The organism is Streptomyces sp. NPDC004435 (genome assembly GCF_042873895.1).
GTDB lineage: Bacteria > Actinomycetota > Actinomycetes > Streptomycetales > Streptomycetaceae > Streptomyces.
This window is the reverse complement of record NZ_JBIAMB010000009.1, coordinates 117629-143832: the sequence shown is the minus strand read 5'-3', so window position 1 is coordinate 143832 and position 26204 is coordinate 117629. Positions and strand designations below refer to the sequence as shown.

Below are 26204 nucleotides of genomic sequence, written 5' to 3'. Positions count from 1 at the left end.
GGAGGCGAGGCGAGAGTGACCACGCCACCGAGGAGGACATGGCGACGCACAGACGTTCGGACCGGACCTCGAACAGAGAGAAGCAGACTCGGACAGGTCGCCGTATGTTTGACGCCGCTTCCACCGAGGGTCAAGGAATCGCCCCGAAAAAGCCGCCCATCCGCGCCACTGGCCGCACCACGCCACTCCCGGAGGCGACGCCACGCTAGAAAGTCCCGTTGGACCCGGCGATCCGCGCCGCTCTCGGAAGATCGCACGGGCCCCGACCGGCAAGGTCCGGGCCGATCCCGGCCCTCACCCACTGCACCCACGCCTCCACCGGCGCCGCCATCCCCGTAGCGCGCGGCGCCGCGCCCCTCGACCGCTCCGCCCGACTCTTGGGCCATACAGAAATATCGCATACGATAGACGAATGAACGTGACGCGATGGTCAGGGCGGCTCCCCGTGGTGAAGAGCAAGGCGGACCTCGTCCACGAGAGTCTGCGTGCGGCCATCGCCGGCGGAGAGCTGCCACCCGGGGCCCGGATCAACATGGACGAGCTGGCCCGCAACTACGGCGTGAGCAAGATCCCGGTCCGCGAGGCGGTCAAGCGTCTGGAGTCCGAGGGGCTCGTCGTCTCCCGGGTCCACTCGGGGGTCACGGTTTCCGAGGTGGACAAGGACGAGATGCGGGGCGTGTTCCTGGCACGCGAGGCGATCGAGGGCCTGGTCTGCCGACTCGCCTCCGAAGGTGCCGACGCGACCCTCATCGCGGAGCTGGAGTCCGTCCAGAAGGCCATGCGTACCGCGCTCGCCGCGGGGGAGCTGGACGCGCTGCCCGAGCTGAACACCCGCTTCCACCACACACTCGCCTCGGCGAGCGGCTACCGGATCCTGGCCGAGCTCACCGAACACCTCCTGCTGACGATCCGCCGCTTCCGCATCACCGCCCCGATCGACGCCGAGAACTGGCTGGCGGTCGTGGAGGAGCACGATGCCATCGTGGACGCACTGCGCCTGGGCGACGGCTCGGCCGCCGCGCTCGCCGCCCAGGCGCATGCGGCGGCGCAGTCCCGGCACGAGACCGCCGTCACGGGCTGACCCTCGACACAGGCCCGCCCCGACCGCGGTGGCGCTCGGGGCGGGTCTGCCGTCCGGGGTGGGCCTGCCGTCCGGGGTGGGCCTGCCGTCCGGTGCCGGTCGGATGACCCAGGGCCGTCAGAGGCGGGGCAGTCCCATCCCCGCGCGGTGGGCGTCCCGGAGCAGGCTGGCCGGGCTGACCACGGACGCGCCCGCGTCCAGGACGAGTTCGGAACCGTTCAGCAGGGCGGCCTCGGCGGAGGCCGCGAAGGCCACGGTGCCGGCGATGTGCTCCGGAGTGCCGAGCAGGCGGAGCGGGTTGCTCTGCCGGAGCCGGTCCAGGTCCGCTTCGCCGTCCAGCCTCGACTCGGTGGCCGGTGTGCGTACCCAGCCGGGCGACACCGTGACGAACGAGATCCCGTGCTGCCCGTAGTCGACGGCCAGCTGCCGGGTGAGCGCGGCGATGGCCCCCTTGGCGGCGGCGTACGCGGGCAGGCCCGGCGCGGCGGTGCGGTGCAGGACCGAGCCCACCATGACGACGGCTCCGGAACCCGCGCCGATCATGCCCGGCAGCACCTCCCGGACGCAGAGGAAGACCGAGCCGAGGTTCGCCCGCAGTACGCCCTCCCATTCCTGCTCCGTCGTCCGGTGCAGGGGCTTCCCTTCGGTGACCCCCGCGCAGGTGACCAGGACGTCCAACGCGCTCTCGCCTCCGCCGGTCGCGGCCCGGACGGCGTGCGCCACCTGGTCCGCGTCGGTCACGTCGGCCCGGGCGTAGGTCACCCCCGGCAGGCCGGGGTCCGCGAGGTCGACACCGACGACGCGGTACCCGTCGGCGACGAAGCGGGCCGCGACGGCCCGGCCGATCCCTCCGGCGGCTCCGGTGATCAATGCGGATCGAGCCATCTGTCTGCACCTCGCAGGTCGGGCCGCCAGGGGGTGGCGTCGGCCACCGGCGGGAGGGTTGAAGATACACAGATACCGTATACGATCTACTAAAGTTCCTCAATGACGGCTCGGAGGTACCCGTGCAACCCCACGAACTCATCACCGCCCTCGCCTCGCGACGGCTCGTCGCCATCGTGCGGGGCTCCGACCCCCAGGCCGCGCTCGACACGGTCCTCGCCCTCGTGCGCAACGGAATCGACCTGGTCGAGGTGTCCCTCAGCGGTGCCCACGCGCTGGATGTCATCGCGAAGGCCCGCGCGGCGCTCGGCCCCGAGGCGCTGCTCGGTGCGGGAACCGTGCTCACCGCCGACGACGCCCGGAACGCGGCCGAGGCGGGTGCGACGTACGCCGTCACGCCCGCCGTCACGGAAGCCGTGTCAGCCTCACGCTCCCTCGGCCTTCCCGTCCTGGCAGGCGCGCTCACCCCCACGGAGGTGGTCGGCGCCCTCCGCGAGGGAGCAACCGCCGTCAAGCTCTTCCCCGCCGGTCCGGGAGGGGCGGCGCTGCTGCGCGCCCTGCGCGCCCCCTTCCCTCTTGTTCCGTTCGTGCCGGTGGGCGGCATCGACGCCGCGGCCGCCCGCGAGTACCTGGCCGCCGGGGCCCTCGCGGTCGGCGTGGGCGGTCCGCTCGTCGGCCGGGCAGCCGACGGCGACCCGACCGGACTCGCCGACCGCGCCACCGCGTTCCGCGCACTCGCCGAGGAGGCGTCATGACCGACGTACTGACGTTCGGGGAAGCGATGGTCGCCCTCCGCGCCGACCGGCCCATCAGGACCGGCGGGGAGCTGCGGATGTCCGTGGCCGGTGCCGAGGCGAACGTGGCGATCGGGCTCGCCCGGCTCGGCCACCGGGCGCGCTGGGTCGGATGCACGGGGGCCGACGAGTTCGGCGCTCTCGTCCTGCGCACCCTGCGCGCCGAGGGCGTCGACGTGAGCCGGACCGTGGAGTCCGAGGGCTCCACCGGCCTCGTCGTGTTCGAGCCCCGGATCGCCGACCTCACGCGCGTCTCGTACTACCGCACCGGCTCGGCGGGGGCCCGCCTCGGCCGCTGCCACCTCGCGCCCGCCCTCGCGGAGGGCGCGAAGATCGTCCACACCACCGGCATCACCGCCGCCCTGGGCGCCGAACCGCTCGGGGCCGTGCACCGGGCCGTCGAGACGGCGGACGAGGACACGACGGTATCCCTCGACGTGAACTACCGCTCGAAGCTCTGGTCTCGCGGCGCGGCAGCCGCCGCGCTCCGCCCGCTGATGCGGCACGTCGACATCCTCGTGGCCTCGGACGACGAGCTCGCCCTCGCCGCGCCCGCCGGAGCCGGCTCGGAGGCGGAACAGGTCGAGGCACTGCTGGAGTGCGGCGTCCGCGAGGTGGTGGTCAAGCGGGGCGCGGAGGGTGCCGAGGTGTTCGACGCGTCGGGGTCGACCGCGCGTCCGGCGGTGGCCGTGACGGTCAAGGACACGGTGGGGGCCGGCGACGCCTTCGTCGCCGGGTACCTGTCGGGCCTCCTCGACGGGCTTGCCACAGGCGGGCGGCTCGACCGTGCGGTGACCACCGGGGCATTCGCCGTCGCCTCCACCGGCGACTGGGAGGGGCTCCCGCTGCGCCATGAGCTCGATCTGCTCGGCGCGGTCCCGGGAAGCACGATCCGATGACCACCGGGGCCGCCCCTGTGTGGCGTGCGTGCACGCCGGCGCGGTACCGGCTCGCCGAGGGAGCGCGGTGGCTGGACGGAAGCCTGCTCTTCGTGGACCTGCTCCGGGGCGACCTGCACCGGATCCGCGGTGTCGGCGGAGGCGGTCCGGAGCCTCTGCTCCGGCTGAACATGCCCCTGGGCGCGGTCGCGCCCACGGCGGGCGGGCCGCCCGGGCGGTGGATCGTCGCCGCGGGCCCCGGCATCGCGCTGACCGGCGCCCGGGGTGCGCTCGACTGGCTGGCGCGCCCCGGTGAGAGGCCGGACCGGGCCATGCGGATGAACGACGGCGGTTGCGACCCGGCGGGCCGCTTCTGGGCGGGCAGCATGGAGGTCCAGGCCGCGACGGGCGCGGGCTCGCTCTACCGCACCGACCCCGACGGCACGGTCCACGAGGTCCTCGACGGCCTCACCGTGCCCAACGGGCCGGTCTTCACCGCCGACGGGAGGCTGATGTACCTCGCCGACAGCGCCCGGGGCACCATCTCCCGGTACGCCGTGGACCCTGCCACGGGCGGGCTCGGCACGTCGGAGCCGTTCGCCTTCTTCCCTCCCGGGGAAGGACGTCCCGACGGCATGGCCGTCGACGACGAGCAGAACCTCTGGGTGGCGCTCTGGGGCGCGGGCCGCATCCTGTGTTTCGGGGCGGACGGGACCCGGCTGCGTACCATTCCGCTCCCGACGCCGCACACCAGCAGTGTCGCGTTCGGCGGTGGCCTCATGTACGTGACGACCGCGCTGCACCGGCTGGAGAGGCCGGGTCCCCTCGACGGCGCCGTCCTCGCGGCCACCACGGACGTGACCGCGCCGCCGGCCGTTGCGTACGGGCCGATATCCGGGGCGTGAGGCCCCGGACCGTCACCGGCAACGGCAACGTAACTTTCTCGCCACACCCCTAGACGTTATTTCGTATACGGAATACCTTCATTGCATCGGGCCCCGCCCCCACGGTCCGGTTCTCCTCACAGGTGGTGTACGTCCCATGAGTACTTCCCCCGTCGCAGAAAGCCCGGCGATGAGCCAGCACCCGAAGTCCCCGAACCAGCGGCGCACGATGGTCGCCAGCACCGTCGGCACCGTCATGGAGTGGTACGACTTCAACCTCTACGGTCTGGCCTCCGCCCTGGTCTTCGGCCCTCTCTTCTTCGGGTCCGACTCCACCGGCGCGACCCTGGCCTCCTTCGCCTCCTTCGCGGTGGGCTTCGCCGCCCGCCCGATCGGCGGAGTCGTCTTCGGCCACATCGGCGACCGGATAGGACGCAAGTACGTCCTCCTCGTCACCATGTTCGTGATGGGCCTGGCCACCGCGATGGTGGGCATGCTCCCCACCCACGCCACGATCGGCGTCTGGGCCCCGGTCCTGCTCATCGTGCTCCGCATCGCCCAGGGCATCGCGGTCGGCGGCGAGTTCGCCGGCGCGACCCTGCTCACCGTGGAGAACGCGCCACCGGGCCGACGCGGCCTGTACGGCGCGATCCCGGCGATGGGCACCGGAGCCGGGTTCGTCCTCGCGAGCGCGGTCTTCGGACTCGTCTCGCTGCTGCCCGACGACGCGTTCCTCGACTGGGGCTGGCGCGTACCGTTCCTCCTCAGCTTCGCCCTGGTCGTCTTCGGCGTCTGGGCCCGCCGCGGCATCGAGGAGACCCCGGTCTTCGCCGAGATCGAGGAGCAGGGCGAGAAGGTCCGCTTCCCCCTGCTGCACACGCTGCGCACCCAGCCCGGCGCCGTCGTCCGGACGATGGGCATCACGATCTCCGGCTTCGTCTGGGGCTATCTGATCCAGGCCTTCACCCTGGCCTACGCCACGAGCGAGCTGGACATCCCCAAGTCGACGCTGCTGTGGGCCATCGCCCTCGCCGCGACCCTGGAGATCGGCGCGATCCCGCTGTGGGGACACGTCTCGGACCGGATCGGCCGACGCAGGATGGTCGGCATCGGGCTCGTCGCGACGGCCGCCTTCGCCTTCCCCTTCTTCGCGCTCCTGGAGACCCGCAGCACCCCTCTCATCTTCCTCGCCTACGTGATCGCCATGCCGATCTGCAAGGACATGGTCTTCGGCCCGCAAGCCGCCCTGGTCGCCGAGCAGTTCGACGCCAAGGTCCGCTTCAGCGGGGTGAGCACCGGCCGGGAGATCGGCGGCGCGCTCTTCGGAGGCACCGCCCCCTTCATCGGCACCGCCCTCTTCGCCGCCACCGGCTCCATCGCCCCGGTCGCCCTCTACGTCCTCGCCGGCTGCGCCCTGACCTTCGTCGCGGTCTTCACCGGGCGCGAGACCGCCCACGACTGACCGGCACACACCGCCGTCGGGCGGACCGCCCGTCCGACGGCACGAACCACTGGAGAACCACCCCATGCCCTCGCACCCCGTGCGCATCGCCAAGATCGAGGCCCTGGCCCTCTCCGCCAGCTTCGACGACCTCTACGACTCCCCCGAGGACGTGCCGGACTGGCTGCGCTACCCCGCCTCCAGCCACCTCGTCCTGCCTCGCCGCGGCCAGTACGCCACCCTCGTCAAGGTCCACGCCGAGGACGGCACGGTCGGGATCGGCGAGTGCTACGGACTCCCCTCCCCCCAGGTCACGGCGACCGTCGTCACCACCGTCCTCGCCCCCCTGCTCATCGGACAGGACGCTCTGGCCACCACCGCCGTGTGGGAGCGGCTGTACCAGGGCCAGGCGGCCGGCGGCCACAACCGCGGCTTCTACCTCGAAGCCCTGGCCGGCATCGACCTCGCCCTGTGGGACCTGCGCGGCAAGCTCGCCGGCCTCCCCGTCCACCGGCTGCTCGGCGGCCCGATCCGCGAACGCGTCGACTGCTACGCCAGCCCGGTGGCCCTCCACGCCGACCCCGCGGACTCCGCCCGGCAGGCCCTCGGCTTCGTCGACGACGGCTTCCGAGCCCTCAAGGTCAAGATAGGCCGTGGCGAGCACACCGACCGCGCCCACCTCACCGCCGTACGCGAGGCCGTCGGCGAGGACATCGAGGTCCTCACCGACGTCAACTGCGCGTACGACCTGGACGAGGCCACCCGCGTCGGCGGCGTCCTGCGCGACCTGGGCATCTCCTGGTACGAGGAACCCCTCCAGGTGGACGACCTCGCCAACCTCGGCGAACTGCGCCGCCGCACCGGCCTCACCATCGTCAACGGCGAGACCCACTTCACCCGCTTCGACCTGCGCGAATCCCTCCTGAACCGGGCCATCGACGTCTTCATGCCGAACGTCGCCCGCTGCGGCGGCATCACCGAGGCCACCCGACTCGCCGCCCTCGCCTCGGCCTTCCACGTCGACATCGCCCCGCACGGCGTCGGCTCCGGCGTGAGCCTGTGCGCCGCGCTCCAGCTCTGCGCGGCCACCCCCAACCTGCGGACGTACGAGTACAACCGCCTGCCCAACCCGATCCGGGAACGGATCCTCACCAACCCGCCGGAGTTCAAGGACGGCGCACTGACCGTCCCCCAGAACCCCGGCCTGGGCGCCGACGTCGACTGGGACACCGTCGACCGGTACGTCGTCGCCCGTTTCTGACCCCCCACGGGGCAGTGGTGGCCGGCCACGGGACGACCGGCCACCGACGCAAGGCACCACACCTCTGATTCCTGCCTGTCATCAAAGGAGATGCCGCATGTCCGCACCCCACCCGAGCCGCAGGTCGATCCTGCGCGGAGCCGCCGTCGCGGGGGCCGCCGCGGCGCTGTCGCCCGTGATCAACTTCGCCCCGGCGCACGCCGCCACCTCCGGCACCTACGCGATCCGGTTCGACAAGACCCGGCAGCAGACCATCCTCGGCCTGGGCTTCGAGATCCAGTCGGATTCCATCGGTTCGAACAACAACGGCCTGCCCACCGAGGTCAACGGCGTTCCGTACGACCTCACGGACGCCGAGCGCACCCGCTTCATCAACGAGATGCTCAAGGCCGGCCGGTCCGACCGCGGCTTCCGCTACTGCCGCCTCGCCATGGGCCTCTACTACCGGGGCCTCGACCCCACCCGGAAGCTCATGCGCGGCCGCTACCCCGGCCAGACGGCCATGCTGGCCGACATGTGCGACCGGGCCGGAGTCGAGGGCCTGTCCGTCGAGTACTGGTCCCCGGCCCCGGGCTGGAAGAGCAACGACTCCTTCATCGGCGGAAAGCTCAAGTCCTTCGAGCCCGCGTTCCTCGCCGAGTTCGGTGACGCCCTCGTCGCCGACCTGGACTACCTCACCGCCGGCGGCCTGCGCATCTCCCAGTGGGGACTGCAGAACGAGCCGCGTTACAGCACCCCGTACTCGTCCTGCGTCTACAACGCCACGGAATACCGAGAGACGTTCAAGGCCGCCGCCTCCCGCATCCGGGCCAAGTACCCCGACGTCATGATCACCGCCGACAGCCAGGACGGCTGGGGCGGGGCGATCGGGGCCGCGATCCTCGCCGACCCCGCCGCGCTCGACCTGGTCGACGCCTGGACCTACCACCGCATCGGCTACGACAGCAACTACCAGATCCACAACGACTTCAACCGCCTGGGGCAGGGCAAGCCCGCCTTCAACAACGAGTTCGAGTACCTGAGCGGCGCCATGACGGACTGGCGGACCGTCAACACGGCCCAGTCGATCATGAACTGGATGACCTTCCAGAACTCGCCCACCTGGTACTGGCTGCATGCCCTGAAGCCCACCACCAACGCCGAGTCGGAGAACTACGGCCTCGGCTTCTGGCGCCCGCCGTCCGACACCGACTTCTCCCGGTTCCCCGACCTGAAGCCGAACCACTGGACCTGGAACCCGCGCAACTGGAACGCCGTCGCCGGCTTCGTGAAGTACATGCCGTGGGACTCGGTGCGCTACACGGTGGACGAGTCCACCGTGCTGGAGGACCAGCGGATCATGGCCTGGAAGACCCCGGCGGGCAAGCCCGTCTTCGCCATCACCAACCGGTCGGCGACGGAGTCGTTCACGTACACCGTGGACACGCAGACGTCCGGCTCCTTCGAGGGCCACCGCTACGGCCCGAGCACCAACGACCAGCGAATCGGCTTCAAGAGCGGCCCCCAGCTCACCATCACCGTGCCCCCGCTCTCCATCGAGTTCTGGGTCAGGACCCCGTAACGAGCCGCGTCCCCGGCGGTTCGGCCGGGGACGCCCCCTCCTCTCTCCTTCCCCTCCCCTCGCGTCCAGCGCACCTCTGCACCAAGGAGAAAGCACCATGGCACGACCCCGACGCCGTCGGCTCCTCGCCGTGTCCCTCGCGTCCACCTGTGCGATCACCGCGGCCGCCTGCTCCCAGGGCGGCGACTCCACCGCCGGCTCCCCCGGTGACGGCAAGGCGACCATCAAGTTCTGGTCCATGCCCTTCTGGATCGGACAGGACGACAAGCTCAAGGAACTCGTCGACGACTTCAACACCTCCCAGAAGGACGTGAAGGTCGAGCTCACTCAGCTCGAATGGAAGGACGGCCGCGACAAGGTCAAGCAGGCGATAGCCGCCGGCGAGGGCCCCGACGTCTGGCTGATGAACAACGGCCTGGAGCTGGAGTACCTCAAGGCAGGCGCCATCGCTCCGCTGGACAAGCTCGGCTACACCGAGGCCGAGACCGGCGCGTTCCTCGACCTCGCCAAGGTCGACGAGTACGAGGGCAAGCTCTACGGCGCTCCCCTCTACTTCGACGCGGGGGTCATGCTCTACCGCACCGACGTCCTGGAGAAGTACGGGTACGACAAGCCGCCCGCGACCTGGGACGAGCTGAAGACCACCGCCTCCGCGATCACACAGGAGTCGAAGGCCGACGGCAGCGGCATCAGCGGCTGGCAGTTCAAGGGCATGGACGACCACGTCAACGCCATCAACTCCACCTGGGAGAGCTTCCTCTGCCAGGCCGGCGGCAGCCTCACCTCGCCCGACTACAAGAAGTCGACGCAGAACACCGAGGCCGGCAAGACGGCCATGAACTACATGCGCTCCTTCTACCAGGACAAGACGTCGCCGGTCGGCACCAGCGCGCTGAACGGCTTCGTCGACGGCAAGGTCGCGATGTTCCCGTTCTTCCAGTCCGTCATCGCCAACGTCGAGGCGGGCGGGGCGAAGACCAAGGGCAAGTGGGCCGTCGCCCCGATGCCGAAGGGTCCCGCGAGCGGCTGTTCCATGGTCGGAGGCCACAGCCTCGTCGCCAACTCCCGCGGCGAGGACCTGAAGGCCGCCGGCACGTTCATGAAGTGGCTCGCCTCGCCCGAGCAGAGCGTCCGCTACATGGACTTCCACGCGATCTTCCCCTACGACCCTGCCAAGGTCGCCCCGGCCGTCAAGACCCTCCACGACCGCAAGGTCAAGAGCAACCCCAACTGGACTCCCATCCTGGAGCAGTTGGGGCGCAACACCCCCGACCTCCTCCTCCAGGACCGTCACGGTTGGGCCACTCGCTGGGAGGCGCAGAAGGCGTCGGTCGTCGCGGGCGTCAACGGCCAGCTGCCGGTCGACGAGGCCCTGAAGTCGATCGACGACGAGGTCGGCAAGGCCCTGGACGCGGGCCGGTAGGACATGTCCAGCGCTACCGAGCTTCGCACGGAGCTCCCCAAGGGCCGCGTGGACGGCGGTCTCCGTCGTCCACGCGGCACCGGGCGCCGGCGGCGCCGGCCCACCGGGGCCCTCGCCGGCTGGCTCTCCGTCGCCCCCGCCCTCCTGGTCATCCTCGGATTCACCTTCTACCCCATGCTCCAGTCGATGCTGCTCAGCACCGACCGCTGGAACATGCTGGGACCGCCCGAGTTCGTCGGGCTGGAGAACTACTCCACCATCCTCGGCGCGGGCACCTTCAGGGAAAGCCTCCTGAACACCGCGGTGTTCACGGTCATCACCCTGATCGGCACCTACGTCCTGGCCCTCGCGACCGCGATGGCCGCCAACCGTGAGCTGGCCTCCGCCCGGATCGTCCGCACCATCACCGTCCTTCCCGCGGTCATCCCCATGGTCGTCGCCGGCCTCATCTGGAAGTGGCTCTACGAGCCCGACCACGGGCTCGTCAACAACCTGATCGGCCTGGTCGGCGCCGACGGCGCGCGCTGGCTCTTCGACAACGACCTGGCGCTGCCCGCCGTCGCCCTGGTGAGCATCTGGAAGGACTTCGGCATCTACGCCCTGATCCTCCTCGGCGGCCTCCAGCGCATCCCCGCCGAACTGTACGAGGCGGCCACCATCGACCGGGCCGGCCCCTGGCGCCAGTTCCGCTCCATCACCCTGCCGATGCTGCGCCCGGCCGGAGCCGCTGTGTTCCTCCTCCTGGTGTTCAACTCCTTCAAGGTCTTCGACCAGGTGTGGGTCATGACGGAGGGCGGCCCCGGCACAGCGACGACCACGGTGGTCACCTTCATCTACACCAAGCTGCTCACCGACGTCGGCGTGGCCTCCGCGGCGTCCGTGGTGCTGTTCCTGATCCTGCTGCTGATCACCGTCATCCGCATGCGCCTGACCTCCCGGGAGGAGTCATGAAGCGGCCCACCAGTGCGCTTCCGCGGGCCCTGTGGCTGGTGCTCATCAGCGTGTTCGCCGGCCTTCCCGTCCTGTGGATGGTGCTCACCTCGCTCCAGCCCATGGAGGAGCTGCTCGGCACCAGCGCCCGCCTGATCCCGGCCTCCGTCTCACTGGACGCCTACGCCGAGGTCCTGAGCCGGTTCCCCTTCTGGCAGTGGTTCCTCAACTCCGTGATCGTCTCGGGCGCGGTCGTGCTCGGCAACCTGGTGTTCGACACCCTCGCCGCGTACGGGCTGAGCAGGATCAAGTTCCGCGGCCGGCAGGCCGTCCTCACGCTGATCCTCGCCACGCTGATGATCCCGACCCAGGTCATCCTGGTCCCGCTCTACCTCGTGATGCGGGACCTCGGCTGGATCGACAGCTACTGGGCGCTCATCATCCCGTTCCTCGCCAGCCCCACGGGCATCTTCCTGCTCCGCCAGCACCTCGTCACCCTGCCGATCCAGCTCGACGAGGCGGCGGCGATCGACGGCGCCGGCAGGCTCCGCACCCTGTGGAGCGTGCTGCTGCCGAGTTCGTGGGCGGCCCTGGGAACCGTCGCGGTCCTCAAGTTCATGTGGACGTGGGGCGAGTTCGCCTGGCCCTCGCTGGTCACCAACGACGAGCTGCTGCGGACCCTCCCGGTCGGACTGGCGCGCTTCCAGAACCAGTTCGCCCCGCGGTGGGACCTTCTCATGGCGGGGTCCGTGATGGCGGCCATCCCCATCGTGCTGTGCTTCGTGTTCCTTCAGCGCTTCTTCGTCCGCGGCCTCACCGGCGGAGCGGTCAAGGAGTGATCTGCCGGGACTTCCGTCCCTCCCCGTGTGTGCCGCGTCCCCGCAGGGCGCGGCACACACGCGTATCGCACCACCCTCGACGATGCCTTCCGCCCCTCTTCTGGAGGACACATGAGCAGCTCAGGGCTACGGCAGATCAGCATTCCCCCGGCCGTCGACATCCCGAGGACGGGAGGGCTGGCGGACACCCTGTCCGACCGGTGCCGGGACCGGCCGGACGGCGACGCGGTGTGGATCCGGGCCGGCGACACGCGGCGGGCCATCGGCGTCCGTGCCTTCCGTGAGGACGTCATGGCGGTCGCCAAGGGGCTCCTCGCGGCGGGTGTCGGGTTCGGCGACCGGGTGGGGGTGATGTGCCGCCCCCGGTACGAGTGGACGCTGCTGGACTTCGCGCTGTGGTCGCTGGGCGCGCTGCCGGTGCCGGTGCCGCACGACGCGCCCGTCGCCCGGGCCGAGCGGATTCTGCGTGACGCGGGGGCGCGGGCGTGTGTGGTGGAGGACGTGGACCAGGCGATGACCGTAGGTCCCCTCCTGAGCCGGCTTCCGGGCCTTCGTGACCTGTGGCAGCTGGACAGCGGGGCCATGGACGCGCTGCGGACCGCGGGGGCGTGGCTCCACGACGAGGAGGTGGAGCAACACCGTCGTGCCGTGCTGGCCGACACCCCCGCGACGGTGGTGCACACGGCGGGGACGACGGGTGCGCCGAAGGCGTGCCTCCTCACCCACGGCAACCTCCGGGCGGCGGCGGGAAACCTGCTGCACGCGTGCGAAGGGATGTTCCAGCAGGACGCGGTCCTCCTGCTGCACACCCCTTTCGACCATCCGACCACGCGCGTCGCGCAGCTCGCCGCCGTGATGAGCGGGGCTCCTCTGGCGTACCAGGGGCCCTGCTCGTCGGTCGAGCTGGGGCGTGCTCTGCGCACCCTGCGGCCGTCCCTGCTCCTGGCGGAGCCGCCGGCCGTCGAGGGCCTGGTCGCCGGCCTCCGGGAGGCCGCGGAGACGGAAGGGCGGGTGGGGTCGTTCAGCGTGGCCGTCGACGTGGCGGTGCGGTACGCCGAGGCGCGCGAGCGCCGGTCCCTCGGGACAGGTGGCGGCCCAGGCCCGAAACTGGCCGTGCAGCACGAGCTCTTCGACCGGAACCTGTACGCGGCGTTCCGGGAGTCGCTCGGCGGGCGCCTGCGGAACGTCGTGCTCTGCGGCTCGGGGCTGCGGCGGCGCATGGGGCTGCTCTGCGCGGGGGCGGGCCTCGACGTCCACGAGACCTACGGCCTCGCCGAGACCACGGGAACGGTCACTCTGGGACCGCCCGGCAGGACCAGGCACGGCACCGCGGGCCGCCCCCTCCCCGGCACGTCCCTCTGTCTGGACGAGGACGAGCAGATCTGGGTGCGCGGTCCACAGACCCTGCACGGCTACGTCGGCGACAGGGCGGCCGTACGCGCCTCGCACGGGTGGTTGCCCACGGGGGACATCGGACGCATCGACGACGAGGGGTACCTCACGGTGGCCGGCCGGCTCGCGGACACGTTCGTGACGGCCGCGGGGGTACGGATCGTCCCGACGCCTCTGGAGGACGCCGTCCGCGCCCATCCCCTGGTCGGCCACTGCGTCGTCGTCGGCGAGGGTCGCCCGTTCCCGGCCGCACTCGTCACGCTCGACCTGGAGGCCGTGGCGCACTGGCTGCACGTCTCCGGCCGGCCGGAGACGTCCCTGCGGCGGATCCACGAGGACAGGGCGCTGCAGTCGGAGGTCAACCGGGCCGTCGTGGCCGCCAACAAGTCGGCCCCTCCGGGGTCCGCGATCCGCGCCTTCCGTCTCCTGACCCGCCGGCCCACCGTCGAGCACGGTCTGCTGACCAGCTCCATGCGCCCCATCCGGGCACGGATCGAGGAACGCCTCGGAACCGACATCGAAGCGCTGTACTCAGAAGGACGCTAGACCTCGTCTCGTTCCGCCAGGGCGGCGCCGTTCCTCGGCGCCGCCCTGTTCGCGCTCAGGCGTACGGGCGCTCGTCGTGCGCGGTCTCGCGTCCGGCGTAGACCGCGATCGCCGTGACCGCGCAGGCCGCGATCACGTAGAGGGCCACCGGCGCGACGGACCCGCCGGCCGCGTACAGCGAGGCGCCGATGAAGGGCGCCGTGCCCCCGAAGAGCGCACCGCCGAACTCCCTGCCCACGCTGACGCCGGTGTAGCGGACGCGGGCGTCGAAGAGTTCGGCGACGAGCGCCGCCTGCGGCCCGAAGACCATGTCCTTGCAGACCGGGATGGCCAGCACCATGGCCAGGACGATCAGGGGTGTGCTCCGGGTCTCCAGCAGGACGAAGAAGGGGAAGGCGTAGAGGACGGTGCAGGCGAGGCCGATGCCGACCGTGGTTCTGCGCCCGATCCTGTCGCTGAGCCAGCCCCAGAAGGGGATCGCCACGATCTCCAGGGCCGAGGCGGCGGTGATCGCCCAGAGCATCGTGGACTTGTCGATGCCCAGGGTGGAGGTGGCGTAGAAGAGGCCGAAGGCCTGGATCATGTAGCCCCAGACGAAGCCGGAGACGGTGATCCCCATGACGCGGACGACGGCGCCCGGCTGCCGCCGGATCGTGGCGCGGAGCGGGGACCTCTCCCTGCCGCCGTGCTCCTCCAGCTCGGCGAAGACCGGCGTCTCCTTGATCCCGCGCCGGACGGCCAACCCGAAGACCACCAGGACGGCACTCAGCAGGAAGGGAACACGCCACCCCCAGGTCTCGAAGTCCTCCTGCGGCAGCATCGTCACGAGCCCGAACACGGCGGCCGCCAGGACGAATCCGGCGCCGGTCCCCATGGCCGGGATCGCGCCGAGGAAGCCCCGCCGGCCGGGCGGAGCGCTCTCGACGGTCAGCAGGGTCGCGCCGGCGAACTCACCGCCCACGGCGACCCCCTGGAGGACCCGCAGGACCACGAGCGCGACCGGGGCCCAGATGCCCGCCGTCGCGTGGGTGGGCAGGAGGCCGATCAGGGTCGTGGCCACGCCCATGCCGAGCATCGTGAGCAGCAGCACGTACTTGCGTCCCACCCGGTCCCCGAGGTGCCCGAAGATCATGCCGCCGATGGGCCGTGCGGCGAAGCCGACGGCGAAGGTGGCGAAGGACGCGAGGGTCGCCCCGGCTCCGGTGGAGCCGAAGAAGAGCGGACCGAACACCAGGGCGGAGGCGAGGCCGTACAGGTTGAAGTCGTACCACTCCATGACGGTGCCGACGGTGCTCGCGGCCATGGTGCGCCGGTCGGTCGTGCCAGGGGGTTCCGAGTGGACGTCTTCGGTCACAACCACGGTCGTCATGGGGGGGTTCACCTTACGGAGGCGGCGGATCACAGACGCGGCGAGCGTATTCGATATACGAAATGCACGCCAGAGTCAGGAGCCTTGAGAAGGCGGCCGGGCCGCGGTGCGCCGGGGCCGGACACCCGGCGACCACGACGACGCACCCGCCCGGTGACGTTCTCGGCCGCGCGTCCGAGCGCGAGACCGTAACGAAGTCCTGGCGGGCACCGCCGGTCGATCCGTCTCTACCTGGTGCCTCCGCCTCAGCCGCGATGCGCCGCCAGGCGGCGCATCGCGGCGCGGAGTCGGTCCACCGCCGCGGAGCCCGTCGATGCGTGCGGCGCAAGTCGCACGTGGTCGGGTCGCACCGTCGCCACGATCCCCTCCGCCTCCAGTGCCGCTCCGACCTCGCGGCTGCCGCGGCCGGGCACGCGGAAGGGCAGGATGCCACCCCTCCGGCCGGTCGCCGACACGATCTCGGCACCGGACGACAGCAGGGCCTCTTCCAGCCGGGCCACCCGTGAGGAGATGAGCCCGGCCACGAACGCCGTGCCGACGCCCTCCAGCAGCTCCAGAGCGGTGGCGAGGGCACCGGAAGCGACGGGGTTCGGTGCGGTCACCGACCACGCGGACGCGCCCGCCGAAGCGGGCTGCACCCCGCTGTCGAGCCGCGCGGGATCGTGTGCGCCGGCCCATCCCGACAGCAGGGGATCCATCCGCTCGAACGCCCGGTCGGAGAGGACGGCGAACCCGGGACCGAGTCCGCTTCTCAGCCATTTCTGTCCCCCGCACACCAGGATGTCGGCGACCTCCCACGGTTCGTCGACCGCTCCGAGCGCCTGCATGGCGTCCACGACGAGAAGGCGCTCCCCCACCACCTCGCGCAGGGCGGCGAGGGCGGCCCGATGACCGGTGCGGTAGTCCACCGCGCTCACGGCGACGGCCGAGACGCGCCGGGTCAGATGCTCCAGGACGGCGTCGGCGGTGACGTGGCCGGCACGCGGGCGCATCCAGCGCACGACGAGGCGCCCCGCCTGTTCCGCACGGACCCAGGGGTACGTGTTGGCCGGGAACTCACCCTCGGGGACCAGCACTTCACCGGCCGGAAGGCCGAACGCGGCCTGGAAGAGACCGAAGCTGGTGCTGGGCTGGAGAACGACTCGGTGGACGTCGCTCCCGACCAGACGGGCGATCGCGGTGCGCGCCCGGAGTTCCTGCGCCCCTAGCTCCCGACGGGCGGTGAGCGTGCCGACCGAGGTCAGGCCGATCAGTCGGGCGGTCTCGGCCACGACAGCGCGTGAGGGCGGCCCGACGCGCGCGAAGTCGAGATACCCGGGGGCCTCGTCGAACTGGCTCACGTAGCTATCGGTGGGCATGGAGTGGCACCCCTCGTGTCGTGCCGGCGATACGCGCCCGCCCGGACACCGGGCGAGCTGGATGCTTCTTCAGAATCACGTCGCCGCGAGCTCGGCCCAGACGACATGGCGGTCCTCGCGCCGCTCGACACCCCAGCGTCGCGAGAGCTCCGCGACGATCAGCAGGCCACGCCCGTGGCAGTCGAGCGACGGATAGCCGTCGAGGTCCCTCACATTCACCCCCGGAGTGAAGCCCGCGCCGGAGTCGGCCACCTCGAGGCGCGCCCGAAGCCCGCCCCCCGGAGCCTCCACGACCGCGAGGGCGGCCCGGATCGGAGCGAGCCCGTGCCTGACGGCGTTCGTGGCGAGCTCGCTCGCGACCACGGCGAGCTCGTCGCCCAGCAGCGCCGACTGCCGCTCGTCGAGTCGCGCGGCAACCCAGGCGCGGAGCATTCCAGGAGCACTGTCGCTCGGGGGTAGTTCGCAGCCGACAGCCGATTCCCGACGGCGAGCGGAGCGCGAAAGGGGCAAAGGGAGAGGCATGGCGGGCTCCCGGTCCTCAGGTCGATCGGAGACACCGCACCGGGGGGATGCGCGGGCACATCGACGAGAAAAGAATATCGTATACGAAGAATGTGTCAATGCCGCCCTGCGCCCACTCCGGCAGATATCGAATACGATGAACGGATGACGACGAAGGCGTGGGCGGGGCGGCTGCCTGAAGTGAAGAGCAAGGCGGATCTCGTCTACGAGAGCCTGCGTTCGGCGATCGCGGAAGGCGAGCTGCGCCCCGGCGCCAAGGTCAACATGGACGAGCTGTCCCGCGACTTCGGCGTGAGCAAGATCCCGATCCGGGAAGCGGTCAAGCGGCTCGAGTCCGAGGGACTGGTCGTGTCGAAGGTCCACTCCGGGGTCACGGTGTCCGAGGTGGACCTCACCGAGATGCGCGGTGTCTTCCTGGCGCGCGAGGCGATCGAGGGCCTCGTGGCGGGGCTCGCCGCCGCGAACGCCGACGCGGCCCTCATCTCCGAGCTGGAGAAGACGCAGAAGGCCATGCGCAAGGCGCTGGACAGCGGCGCGATGGACCGGCTGCCGTCGCTGAACAGCGCCTTCCACCACGCGCTGGCGACCGCCTCCGGCTACCGCGTCCTCGCCGACCTCACCGAGCAGCTCCTGATGACGGTCCGCCGCTACCGCCTCACCTCCCCGGTCGACGCGACGAACTGGCGCTCCGTCATCGAGGAGCACGACGCCATCGTCGAGGCCCTGCGCGACGGGGACTCCACGGCCGCCACCGAGGCGGCCCGCGCCCACACGGCGGCGCAGGCCCGTCACGAGGTGCCCGAGGACTGAGCGCCGACTCCCATGGAGAGTCGTCCGGCGCGGCCGGCCGAAGGCCTCCGCGCCGGACGGAGATCCGGCACGTGCCGCTGCCCACGAGTCTCGCGCACCCGTCCGCCGCGGCGGACGGGTTCAGTCGGGCCGGCCGGCGTCGCCGAGCACCGCTCCGACATCGGCCCGTGTCGTGTTCAGCTTTCTCAGCACGTTGGCGACATGATGCTCGACCGTCCTCGGAGAGAGCACCAGCACGTCGGCTATCTCCTGATTGGCCGCGCCCCGGGCGAGCAGCGCCGCCACCTCCGTCTCCCTCGGGGAGAGCCGGTCCCCGTAGCCTCGCCTGCCGGGCACCGACTTCCGGGTCAGTCCCGTCTCCCGGCCCAGACGCCGCAACCGGGCGAGGTCTCCCGCAGCGGCGAGGTCCTTGTAGACACGGGTGGCCGCGTCGAGCGAGTTCGTCGCCGCGTCGGCCTCCCCCAGCCGGGCCAGGACCCGTGCCCGCAGTTCCGCGGCGTGCGCCGCGGAGTACGGCCGGCCGATGTCCCGCCAGTGCCGGTGCGCCTCCTCGAAATGCGCCGCCGCCCGCTCCGGCGCCACTCCTTCGGCCAACCGTCCGCGGGCGACGCACAGTTCGGCGACCCCCGCCGGAGACGTGCGGCCTTCGACGCCCGTCTCCGCCTCCCGGACCAGTTCCTCGGCCGCCGCGGACTGCCCGCAGGCCAGCGCCGCCGCGACGGCGGCCGGGACCAGACCGGTCGCCCGGGGCCATGCCTCCGCCCGCCGCAGGGCCGCGAGGGCGGCGGTCGCGGCCTCCCATGCCTCGTCCGGCCGGCCCTGGGCGAGGCGCGTCGTGACCGTCCCGGCCGCGGCACGCGAGGCGAGGCTCAGCGTCACCTGTCGCGCGACGCGCGCCGCCTGATCGAAGTGGGCGGCTGCGCGGCCGTACCTGCCGTGTGCGAGATCGAGCGTTCCCAGGACGGCGGCGGCCTCCCCTCGGGCGGCCGGGGCATCCGGATGCGCCAGGACAAGCGCTTCGAACCGGCCCTTGAGGCCGTTCCAGCGTCCCGCCGCCAGGTCGAGTCGGAGACGACTGATCCCGGCGTAGAACTCGATGGCCGGGAATCCGGTCTCCCGCGCCAGTTCCACGCCCTCTTCGATGAACCGACCGGCCAGGACGTCCTCGCCGAGGTCGATTCCGTTCATGCCCGCGTTGTACAGAGCGCGCGCGGTCTGCCGCAGGACCGCGACCTTGCGGCCGGCCCGGGGCAGGTGCGCGATGTCCGACCACACGGACGGGTCACCCGCCCCGGCCCGCAGCGACAGCCGCGTCGCGCGGACGTCCGCCGCGATGGCCGAATCGGGCAGGGCCCGTACCGCGTACTCGGCACGTTCCATCCACCGCTCAGCCTCCGCCGGCCCTGCGGCCTCGTCCATGGCCAGCCCGAGCATGGCCGGAACCGCTTCGGCCGACGCGCCGCCGATCTCCTCGACGGCCCGTGCCAGCTCGTCGAACCCCGCACGGTCGGACGACTGGTTCAGCAGGAGCAGGCCCAGTCCGGCGCGGATCTCCCCACGTGCGCGGGTGGGCAGCCTGCGATCCGCCAGCATGCCCCGGAGCGTCCTGGCGTCGGCGGCGAAGTCCGTCCCCTGCCCCGCGAGGGGCGCCAGGCTCAGCGCGGCCCACGACCGCGTCTCCACGTCCGTGTCGGGTCGCTCCAGCATCTGTCGCATCAGGGCCGCCGCGGTTCCGACATCGCCCATGGCCTGCGCCTGCTCGACGGCGTGCCTGGCACGCCGCAACCACTCCTCTCCGTCTCCGAGCGCCGAGACGTGGTGGGCGATCTGCACCAGCGGGGGCACCGGCAACCGGTCCAGTACCCGCACCGCGTTCCTGTGCAGCCGTCGCCGAACGGGTCCCTGCAAGCGCTCGTAGGCCACCTGCTGGGCCAGGACGTGCCGGAAGGCGTACCACCCGTTCCCGACCTCGGCCAGCACCGACGCCGACAGGGCCTCCACCAGTCCGGCGCGCCCCTGCTCGGTGCCGAGTCCCGCCACCTCGGACAGAAGGTCCTCCGGGACGGCCACGGCCAGCACCGCCGCGGCCGCCACGGCGGCGGCGGCCGATTCCGAGAGTGCGCCCAACCGCCCGCTCACCGCTTCGCGCAGCCCTCGTGGGACCGCGGCCTCCCGCAGCAGCGCGACGTCGTCCCGTCCGCCCCCGGACCGATGCTCACGCAGGGTGATCAGGTCCTCCTCCGCGACCAGCGGCAGCCCACCGCTGCGCCGGAACAGCGCCGAGACGAGCTGTGGGGTCGCGCTCTCGCCGAGGGCCGAGGAGGCGAGTTCCCGGACGGCCGCTTCGTCCAGCGGTTCCAGGCGCAGGACGCGTGCGCCGGACCCGGGCGGCGGACGGTACGCGCCGGCGGGGGCCGCGGTCTCCGGCGTGTGTTCCGCGCGGTACGTCACCAGGAGGCACAGCTGGTCGATGGGCTCCCTCGCGAGAAGGACCAGCAGGTCCCGGGTCGCGTCGTCGATCCAGTGGGCGTCCTCGACGATCAGGACCACGGATCCGAGGACGGCCAGGAGTGCCCGCATCTCCCTCAGGAGGGCGGCGCGTTCCTGAGGGGAACCGTGCACCGGCGACGAAGCCGGCCCCGCGTCCACATGATCGCCGAGGAGGCGCTCCAGCACCGGCGTCTCCGGAGGGAGCGAACCGCCGGGGAGCCATTGCCTCGCCGGGCGGAGAGCGTCGATGACGGGGCCGTACGGCAGCGGCTCCCGCAGCGGATGGCAGAACCCGGTCAGTACGCGCCCGGCGCCACGCTCCAGCTCCTCGGACACCTCGCGGATCAGCCGCGACTTCCCGACACCCGCCTCGCCTTCGATGAACAGGCTGGCCGGGGGGTGGAGCGCGGCGGAGACGACCACATCCCGCTCCCGGGCGCGGCCGACGAACGGCATCGCCCCGGGGGACCCGCGCGACGTCCCGGAATGATCGCTCAAACGCACCACCTGCCCCGTCCCTTCCCACATTAGGACGGTGCCCACGGGGCGCCAGCCGGACAGGGCTCCGCCCGCCGGCCTCTCTGTCGAGGCATATCCGTGGTTGCCCCGCTTCTCCCGCCGATACCCAACTATTCCGGACCCTCATTGTTTGGGCGGCGTGCGGCACCGATGGTGGAACGCAGGGGGATGACCGTTCGGCTCTGGAGACAGAATGTGCACCATCGGCCTACTCGAAGCGGCCAAGGTCGACGCTCGGACGTCCTACCGGTCCGCTCCCGTACCCACGTGGAAGGCCGTCAGCTGCGTGATGGAGGCGGCGGACGTCTCCGTTCCGGAACTCCGGCGCTTCGCCCGCACGACAGTGGCTCGGTGGGGTGTGCTCCAGGACGACGGTGACCTCGCCCTCGTGGTGACGGAACTGGTCACCAACGCCGTCCGCCACAGCAACGGCTCCGCGGTCCACCTGCTGCTCTCCGCCACCTGTTCGACACTGACGGTGGAGGTCCGTGACAACGGCCGGTGGCGGGACCGGGTCCACCCGGAGGAGACGGGCGGGCCCGCCTGTGGCGGCAGGGGGCTCCAGCTGGTGGAGGCGAGCGCCACGCTCGTCGTGGTGCAGCCGGGCCTGAACGGAACCCGGGTGATCGTGAAACTGCGAGCCAACGTCGTCCGCGCGGACGTCTCCGGGGCCGTCGGCGCAAGGGCCGGTGACGAGGTCGAGGGCTTGTGCACAGCGCGGGCCTCGTGAAGGTCAGGCTCACGGACCGCTTGCCGGCCGGTCAGGGCCGTGCTCCAGGGATCCCAGGAGCACGGCCCTGATCCCCTCCCCGTGACTGCCGCCGCCGGCGGGGCGCACTACCGCGGCGCGGGCCCCGTGGAGGCGCGGATGATCAGCTCGGGGGCGAAAAGCAGTTCGCCCACCGGCACACTCCGGTTCCCGACGAGCGCCAGCACGCTGCGGCCGACCTCCAGGGCGAGCCGATCCGCCGGCTGCCGGACCGTGGTCAGCGGAGGATCGACGAACTCGGTGATCATCGAACCGTCGTACCCGACGACGGAGACGTCCTCCGGTACGGAGCGCCCCTGGCGGCGGAGTCCTCGAATCGCGCCGAGGGCCATGAAATCGCTCGCCGCGACGATGGCGGTCGCTCCCCGATCCAGCAGCGTCCGCGCGGCGGCCTGCCCCCCTTCGACGCTGAAGGACTGGCGGACCACCATACGGTCGGCGTCGGCGACGCCCTTCTTGCCCATGGCGTCGAGGAATCCCCGGACACGCCGGTCGGCGGGGTGGTTGCCGACCGGCCCCGACGCCATGCCGATCGCGCGATGCCCCAGGTGGTACAGATGCTCGACCGCCAGCTCGGCCGCCAGCAGGTCGTCGGTCGAGTAGACGGGCACCTCCACCCCGTCGGCGAAGACGCCGTTCACCCCGATGTACGGGATACGGCGAGCCCGCAGCAGTTCGTAGGTCTCCACGTCCGCGCCCTCGACCGTGTTGGACGAGGAGAGGAAGACGACGGCGGCGATGCCCTTGTCCACGATCGCGCTGATGTACTCGGGCTCCTGGACGCCGCCGGGGAAGGCCGGGCACAGAATCGTCTTGAGCCCGTGGGGAGCGAGTGCGGACTCGATCCGCTCGGCGACGTCGGCGAAGAAGGGGTTCGACACGTGCTCGGTCACCACCGCGACCAGCTGCCCCTGAACGCTCCGCTCGTATCCGAGCTCGTTCATGGCCTGCTCGACCGCGTCCCGGGTCTTCTTGGCCACACCCGGCCGCCGGTTGATCACCCGGCTGACCGTCGCCTCGCTCACACCCGCGCGCTCCGCGATCTCGACGATGCCGACCTTCATTCGCTCCCTCTCGCCCCGTACTTCACACCATGTTCTCCAGATGCCCGCCGGCTCCACGGCGTCACTCGGGCCACCGCCTGAGCCTCGGGCGGAATCGGTCGATCATACGGCTGTCCTGGTCACGCACCCCCACCCGTCGCAAGGGCCTGCCCCGGGGTGACCGGACGCGCCTCGGCCGGTCTCCGCGGGCGTGCGGTGACCGGCCGAGGCGCGGTGGGGTGCGGCGGTTGCCGGTTCGGCCGAGGGAGGACACGCTCACCGCTGACGGACACGTCCGGGTGAGCCACCGGAACGTGCTGCGCCCACGGCGTCGACGCCGGCCGCCCGCCAGGCGGCGATCGCGGCGCCGATGGCGCCGGCACGGTCGCCGAGCGCGGCCCGGAGCAGGTCCGGACCGCGCTGAAAGGTGAGCCGTTCCGCCAGCGCGACGCGGACCCGGTCCAGGAGGAGCGGTCCGGCCTCCGCCAGGCCGCCTCCGAGGACGACCTTCTCTGGGGCGAGCAGGGTCGCGGCGGAGGCGAGGCCCTGAGCGAGTGCCCCGACCGCCCTGTCCCAGACCTCCTCCGCCACGGGATCACCGTCGCGGGCCCGGTCCGCGACCTCGACGGCCCCGGTCACGGGCCTCGGCGCGAGGGCGTTGTAACCGGCGACGACGGCGCTCGCGGAGGCGACCGTCTCCAGACAGCCCCTGCCTCCGCACGCGCAGTCCGCGCCCTGGGGGTCGACGACCAGATGGCCGAGTTCGCCCGCGTATCCCCCGCTCGTGACGGCGACGCCGTCGCAGACCAGTGCGGCGGCCACGCCGGTCCCGATGGCCACGAACAGGGAGTTGCGCGTGCCGCGTGCCGCGCCGAGGGCCGACTCGGCCGCTCCGCCCGCCCTGACGTCGTGTCCGAGGGCGACGGCCAGTCCCGTACGCCGGGCGAGGACGTCGGCGAGGGCGAGGTCCCGCCAGCCGAGGTTCGCCGCCCGAAGGACCCTGCCCCGGGCGTCGTCGACGATGCCCGGCACGACCACGCCCGCGTGGCGGACGCGCAGGCCCTGGTCCTGGGCCCCGTCCCGCAGAGTGCGCAGCACGTCGGCGATGGTGTCGACGACGGCGTCCGGTCCCTGCGCGCGGGGAGTGGGGACCCTCAGCGACGCGACCGGCGTCAGGGTCCGGTCGACGACCGCGCCCTTCATTCCGGTTCCGCCGACGTCGAGGGCGAGGACGCAGTCCTGCCGTGTCTCCGTCTCGTCGGGCACGGGGCGGGGGTTGGGGCTCACGTACGTCGTTCCTGTCGGCGCTCGGCGGTCGGGGAGGGCGGGGGTGCGGCTCAGGCCACGGGTGCGGGCTGTCCCGAGTCCGCGGAGGCGTAGCCGGCCAGGACGATGCGCAGGGTGCGCAGACCGGACTCGCCGTCGGCCAGGTCGATGCCCTCGTCGTCGACGCCGTGGAGGAAGGCGGTGAGCAGCCGCTCGTCGAGGTCGGTTCCCCACGGGTGGACCGTCGCCCTGCGGTTGCGCTCGTCGTAGCCGCTGACGTTCTGGGAGAAGGCGGCGAACTCGACGGTGGCCTTCTCGCCGACGATCTGGACCTCGACGTTGCCCCACTGGGGGTGGTGCGCGGGCTGGCTCCAGCTGCAGTCGATGGTGACGTGGGTGTCGCTGTCGTAGGCGATCGTCACCAGCCCGGCGGTCTCCGCGGCGTGGTCGGGGCGGAGCAGGGTGTTGGACTGGGCGTAGACCTCGGTGGCGCGGGCGCCGCCGAGGAGGTCGTCGAGGAGGTCGGCGATGTGCACGGTGTGGTCCATGAGCGCGCCGCCGCCCGCGAGGGCCGGGTCGGCGAACCAGGTGCGGGCGGCGTCCTCCAGGCGGCCGTAGTTGGCGCCGCGCACCGAGAGGATCCTGCCCAGGTGGCCGGCGCGGACGGTGGCACGGGCCGCGGCGTACGCGGGGCTGAACCGTACGGGATGGGCGACGGCCAGGCGCGTGCCGGCGCTCTGGCACGCCTTGATCATCGCCTCGGCGTCCTCCAGCGTGGTGGCGAGGGGCTTCTCGCAGAGCACGTCCACACCGTGCTGTGCGGCGAGTTCGACGAGGTGGCGGTGGCGCGCGTTCTCGGCGGCGACGATGACGGCGTCGGGCCCCCAGGCGAAGACCTCCTCGTAGGTGTCGGCGTAGTCGACGCCGAGCTCGCGGGCGAGGTCACGGCCTCGCGGCCACGCCGACGAAGTGGCCTCGGGCGCGTCGGGATCGGAGGTCAGGAGCTCGACGTCCTCCATGTCGCGCAGGAGAGCCGCGTAGGAGAGGGCGTGGGTGTGGGCGAACGACAGCAGTCCGACCTTCATCGGGTGGCCTCCTGGGCGGTGAGTTCGACGGCGCGGCCGGTCCGCGCGGATTCCCGGGCGGCGGCGGCGATGCGTACGGCCATGACTCCGTCGTGGGCGTCGACGCGGGGCGGCCGGCCCGTGGTGACGGTGGTGGCGAAGTCGCGCAGCTCCGCGGCGTAGGGGTTCTCGAAGAGCGCCACCTGCGGGATGCGCTCGTCTTCGGGTCCCCGCTGGTGGGCGAGCACGCGGAAGGCGGTCGTCTCGTGCGAGTCGTGGTGCAGGACGCCGTCGGATCCGGCCACGCGGAAGGTGGTGCGGAAGGCCGTGCCGGGCTGCCCCCACGTGCCGTGGAAGTAGCTGATGGCACCGGAGGCGTGGGTGAGGACGGCGGTGCCGGTCGCGATCCGGGCGCCGTCGCTCTCGCTCTCGCGGACCTGGGCGTAGACGCGTACGGGGTCGCCGACGAGGGACCGGGCGTAGTCGAAGTCGTGGATCATCTGGTCGGTGAGGATGCCGCCGGACTGGGTCTGGTCGCTGAACCAGGGCGACCAGTCGGGATAGGCGGTCATCCGGGTGAAGTGCAGGATGGCGGGTCGGCCCACGGCGCCGTCCGTGACGGCGCGGTGCAGCGCCTCGTACTCGGGGAAGTAGCGGACGACGTGCGCGGGGAAGAGGTGGACCCCGGCGCGGGCGGCGGCGTCGGCGGCCTCCTGGGCGTCTTCGGGGCTCATGGTGAGGGGCTTCTCGCACACCACGTGCCGGCCGGCCGCGACGGCGGCGAGGATGATCTCCTTGTGGCTGGCGGTGGGCGTGCAGATGTCGATCAGTGCGCAGTGGTCGAGCAGGTGCGCGAGGGAGGGTGAGGCCTCGACCCCCTGGCCGGCGTGGGCGGCGGCGAGGTGGGTGTGGCGGCCGTCGTCGGAGTGGACGCTGACGCGGGCTCCCAGCGTGAGCCACGCTTCGAGGTGCGTCTGCGCCATGACGCCGGCGCCGAGGAGGCCCACATGAAGATCCAGCATGATTCCCTGTCCTCCGTGTGGCGGGGTGGTGCGCCCGGCGCCGTGTACGCGGCTCGG

General features: G+C 71.9%; 22 protein-coding genes. 13 read left to right on the top strand and 9 right to left on the bottom strand.

The annotated features are described in order from the left end of the window. Positions 1 to 412 precede the first annotated feature (412 nt). Positions 413 to 1081, top strand: a complete 669-nt coding sequence (locus ACFYT9_RS18410; RefSeq protein WP_389165000.1) for a GntR family transcriptional regulator — start codon at positions 413 to 415, stop codon at positions 1079 to 1081. Between the two features lie 117 nt (positions 1082 to 1198). Here the strand turns inward: ACFYT9_RS18410 and ACFYT9_RS18405 are convergent, their stop codons facing one another. Further along, a complete protein-coding gene (locus tag ACFYT9_RS18405) occupies positions 1199 to 1966 on the bottom strand; it encodes an SDR family NAD(P)-dependent oxidoreductase (protein WP_389164998.1) in 768 nt (255 codons plus the stop codon). Between the two features lie 122 nt (positions 1967 to 2088). Between ACFYT9_RS18405 and ACFYT9_RS18400 the strand changes: the two genes are divergently transcribed. From ACFYT9_RS18400 to ACFYT9_RS18355, 10 genes are all read left to right on the top strand, one after another. After that, the gene (locus ACFYT9_RS18400; protein ID WP_389164995.1) at positions 2089 to 2721 is read left to right on the top strand and encodes a bifunctional 4-hydroxy-2-oxoglutarate aldolase/2-dehydro-3-deoxy-phosphogluconate aldolase; all 633 of its coding nucleotides are present in this window, start codon (positions 2089 to 2091) and stop codon (positions 2719 to 2721) included. Next, positions 2718 to 3659 carry a sugar kinase gene (locus ACFYT9_RS18395; protein WP_389164992.1) on the top strand — a complete coding sequence of 314 codons (942 nt, stop codon included), beginning with the start codon at positions 2718 to 2720 and terminating at the stop codon, positions 3657 to 3659. Before ACFYT9_RS18400 ends, ACFYT9_RS18395 begins: the two co-directional genes overlap by 4 nt. After that, positions 3656 to 4543, top strand: coding sequence for an SMP-30/gluconolactonase/LRE family protein (locus ACFYT9_RS18390; protein ID WP_389164989.1), 888 nt, complete (start codon positions 3656 to 3658; stop codon positions 4541 to 4543). The genes ACFYT9_RS18395 and ACFYT9_RS18390 overlap by 4 nt, the downstream gene beginning before the upstream one ends. A gap of 169 nt (positions 4544 to 4712) precedes the next feature. Further along, entirely contained in the window at positions 4713 to 5984 is a 1272-nt protein-coding gene (locus ACFYT9_RS18385; RefSeq protein ID WP_389164987.1) for an MFS transporter, read from the top strand. A gap of 64 nt (positions 5985 to 6048) precedes the next feature. Then, entirely contained in the window at positions 6049 to 7224 is a 1176-nt protein-coding gene (locus ACFYT9_RS18380; RefSeq protein WP_389164984.1) for a mandelate racemase/muconate lactonizing enzyme family protein, read from the top strand. A gap of 97 nt (positions 7225 to 7321) precedes the next feature. Then, the gene (locus ACFYT9_RS18375; protein ID WP_389164981.1) at positions 7322 to 8785 is read left to right on the top strand and encodes a twin-arginine translocation signal domain-containing protein; all 1464 of its coding nucleotides are present in this window, start codon (positions 7322 to 7324) and stop codon (positions 8783 to 8785) included. Positions 8786 to 8882: 97 nt separating this feature from the next. Beyond that, on the top strand, positions 8883 to 10208 hold the full coding sequence (locus ACFYT9_RS18370; protein ID WP_389164978.1) for an ABC transporter substrate-binding protein: 1326 nt from the start codon (positions 8883 to 8885) through the stop codon (positions 10206 to 10208). A 3-nt stretch (positions 10209 to 10211) separates the two neighbouring features. Next, positions 10212 to 11159: a carbohydrate ABC transporter permease gene (locus tag ACFYT9_RS18365; RefSeq protein ID WP_389164976.1), complete on the top strand. Its 948-nt coding sequence runs from the start codon at positions 10212 to 10214 to the stop codon at positions 11157 to 11159. Then, positions 11156 to 11977 carry a carbohydrate ABC transporter permease gene (locus ACFYT9_RS18360; protein WP_389164974.1) on the top strand — a complete coding sequence of 274 codons (822 nt, stop codon included), beginning with the start codon at positions 11156 to 11158 and terminating at the stop codon, positions 11975 to 11977. Before ACFYT9_RS18365 ends, ACFYT9_RS18360 begins: the two co-directional genes overlap by 4 nt. Before the next feature lie 111 nt (positions 11978 to 12088). Further along, positions 12089 to 13915 carry an AMP-dependent synthetase/ligase gene (locus tag ACFYT9_RS18355; RefSeq protein ID WP_389164971.1) on the top strand — a complete coding sequence of 609 codons (1827 nt, stop codon included), beginning with the start codon at positions 12089 to 12091 and terminating at the stop codon, positions 13913 to 13915. A 55-nt stretch (positions 13916 to 13970) separates the two neighbouring features. Here ACFYT9_RS18355 and ACFYT9_RS18350 read toward each other — a convergent pair whose 3' ends face one another. The 3 genes from ACFYT9_RS18350 to ACFYT9_RS18340 form a co-directional block, all read right to left on the bottom strand. Next, positions 13971 to 15284, bottom strand: a complete 1314-nt coding sequence (locus ACFYT9_RS18350; RefSeq protein WP_389164968.1) for an MFS transporter — start codon at positions 15282 to 15284, stop codon at positions 13971 to 13973. Positions 15285 to 15529: 245 nt separating this feature from the next. After that, positions 15530 to 16642 carry an aminotransferase class V-fold PLP-dependent enzyme gene (locus tag ACFYT9_RS18345; protein ID WP_389164965.1) on the bottom strand — a complete coding sequence of 371 codons (1113 nt, stop codon included), beginning with the start codon at positions 16640 to 16642 and terminating at the stop codon, positions 15530 to 15532. Positions 16643 to 16717: 75 nt separating this feature from the next. Then, entirely contained in the window at positions 16718 to 17074 is a 357-nt protein-coding gene (locus ACFYT9_RS18340; protein ID WP_389164962.1) for an ATP-binding protein, read from the bottom strand. Positions 17075 to 17308: 234 nt separating this feature from the next. Here ACFYT9_RS18340 and ACFYT9_RS18335 point away from each other — a divergent pair, with 234 nt between their 5' ends. Next, a complete protein-coding gene (locus tag ACFYT9_RS18335) occupies positions 17309 to 17974 on the top strand; it encodes a GntR family transcriptional regulator (RefSeq protein WP_389164959.1) in 666 nt (221 codons plus the stop codon). Positions 17975 to 18094: 120 nt separating this feature from the next. Here ACFYT9_RS18335 and ACFYT9_RS18330 read toward each other — a convergent pair whose 3' ends face one another. Next, on the bottom strand, positions 18095 to 20962 hold the full coding sequence (locus tag ACFYT9_RS18330) for an ATP-binding protein (RefSeq protein WP_389164956.1): 2868 nt from the start codon (positions 20960 to 20962) through the stop codon (positions 18095 to 18097). A 214-nt stretch (positions 20963 to 21176) separates the two neighbouring features. On the opposite strand from ACFYT9_RS18330, the gene ACFYT9_RS18325 reads away from it, so the two are divergent. After that, on the top strand, positions 21177 to 21713 hold the full coding sequence (locus ACFYT9_RS18325) for an ATP-binding protein (protein WP_389164953.1): 537 nt from the start codon (positions 21177 to 21179) through the stop codon (positions 21711 to 21713). A gap of 107 nt (positions 21714 to 21820) precedes the next feature. On the opposite strand, the gene ACFYT9_RS18320 is transcribed toward ACFYT9_RS18325, so the two are convergent. The 4 genes from ACFYT9_RS18320 to ACFYT9_RS18305 all read right to left on the bottom strand — a co-directional run bounded on the left by ACFYT9_RS18320 (position 21821) and on the right by ACFYT9_RS18305 (position 26147). Further along, the gene (locus ACFYT9_RS18320; protein WP_389164950.1) at positions 21821 to 22816 is read right to left on the bottom strand and encodes a LacI family DNA-binding transcriptional regulator; all 996 of its coding nucleotides are present in this window, start codon (positions 22814 to 22816) and stop codon (positions 21821 to 21823) included. 255 nt (positions 22817 to 23071) lie between these two features. Beyond that, on the bottom strand, positions 23072 to 24082 hold the full coding sequence (locus tag ACFYT9_RS18315) for an ROK family protein (protein ID WP_389164947.1): 1011 nt from the start codon (positions 24080 to 24082) through the stop codon (positions 23072 to 23074). Between the two features lie 50 nt (positions 24083 to 24132). Further along, on the bottom strand, positions 24133 to 25146 hold the full coding sequence (locus ACFYT9_RS18310; RefSeq protein WP_389164945.1) for a Gfo/Idh/MocA family protein: 1014 nt from the start codon (positions 25144 to 25146) through the stop codon (positions 24133 to 24135). Continuing rightward, entirely contained in the window at positions 25143 to 26147 is a 1005-nt protein-coding gene (locus ACFYT9_RS18305; RefSeq protein WP_389164942.1) for a Gfo/Idh/MocA family protein, read from the bottom strand. Before ACFYT9_RS18305 ends, ACFYT9_RS18310 begins: the two co-directional genes overlap by 4 nt. Positions 26148 to 26204 lie beyond the last annotated feature (57 nt).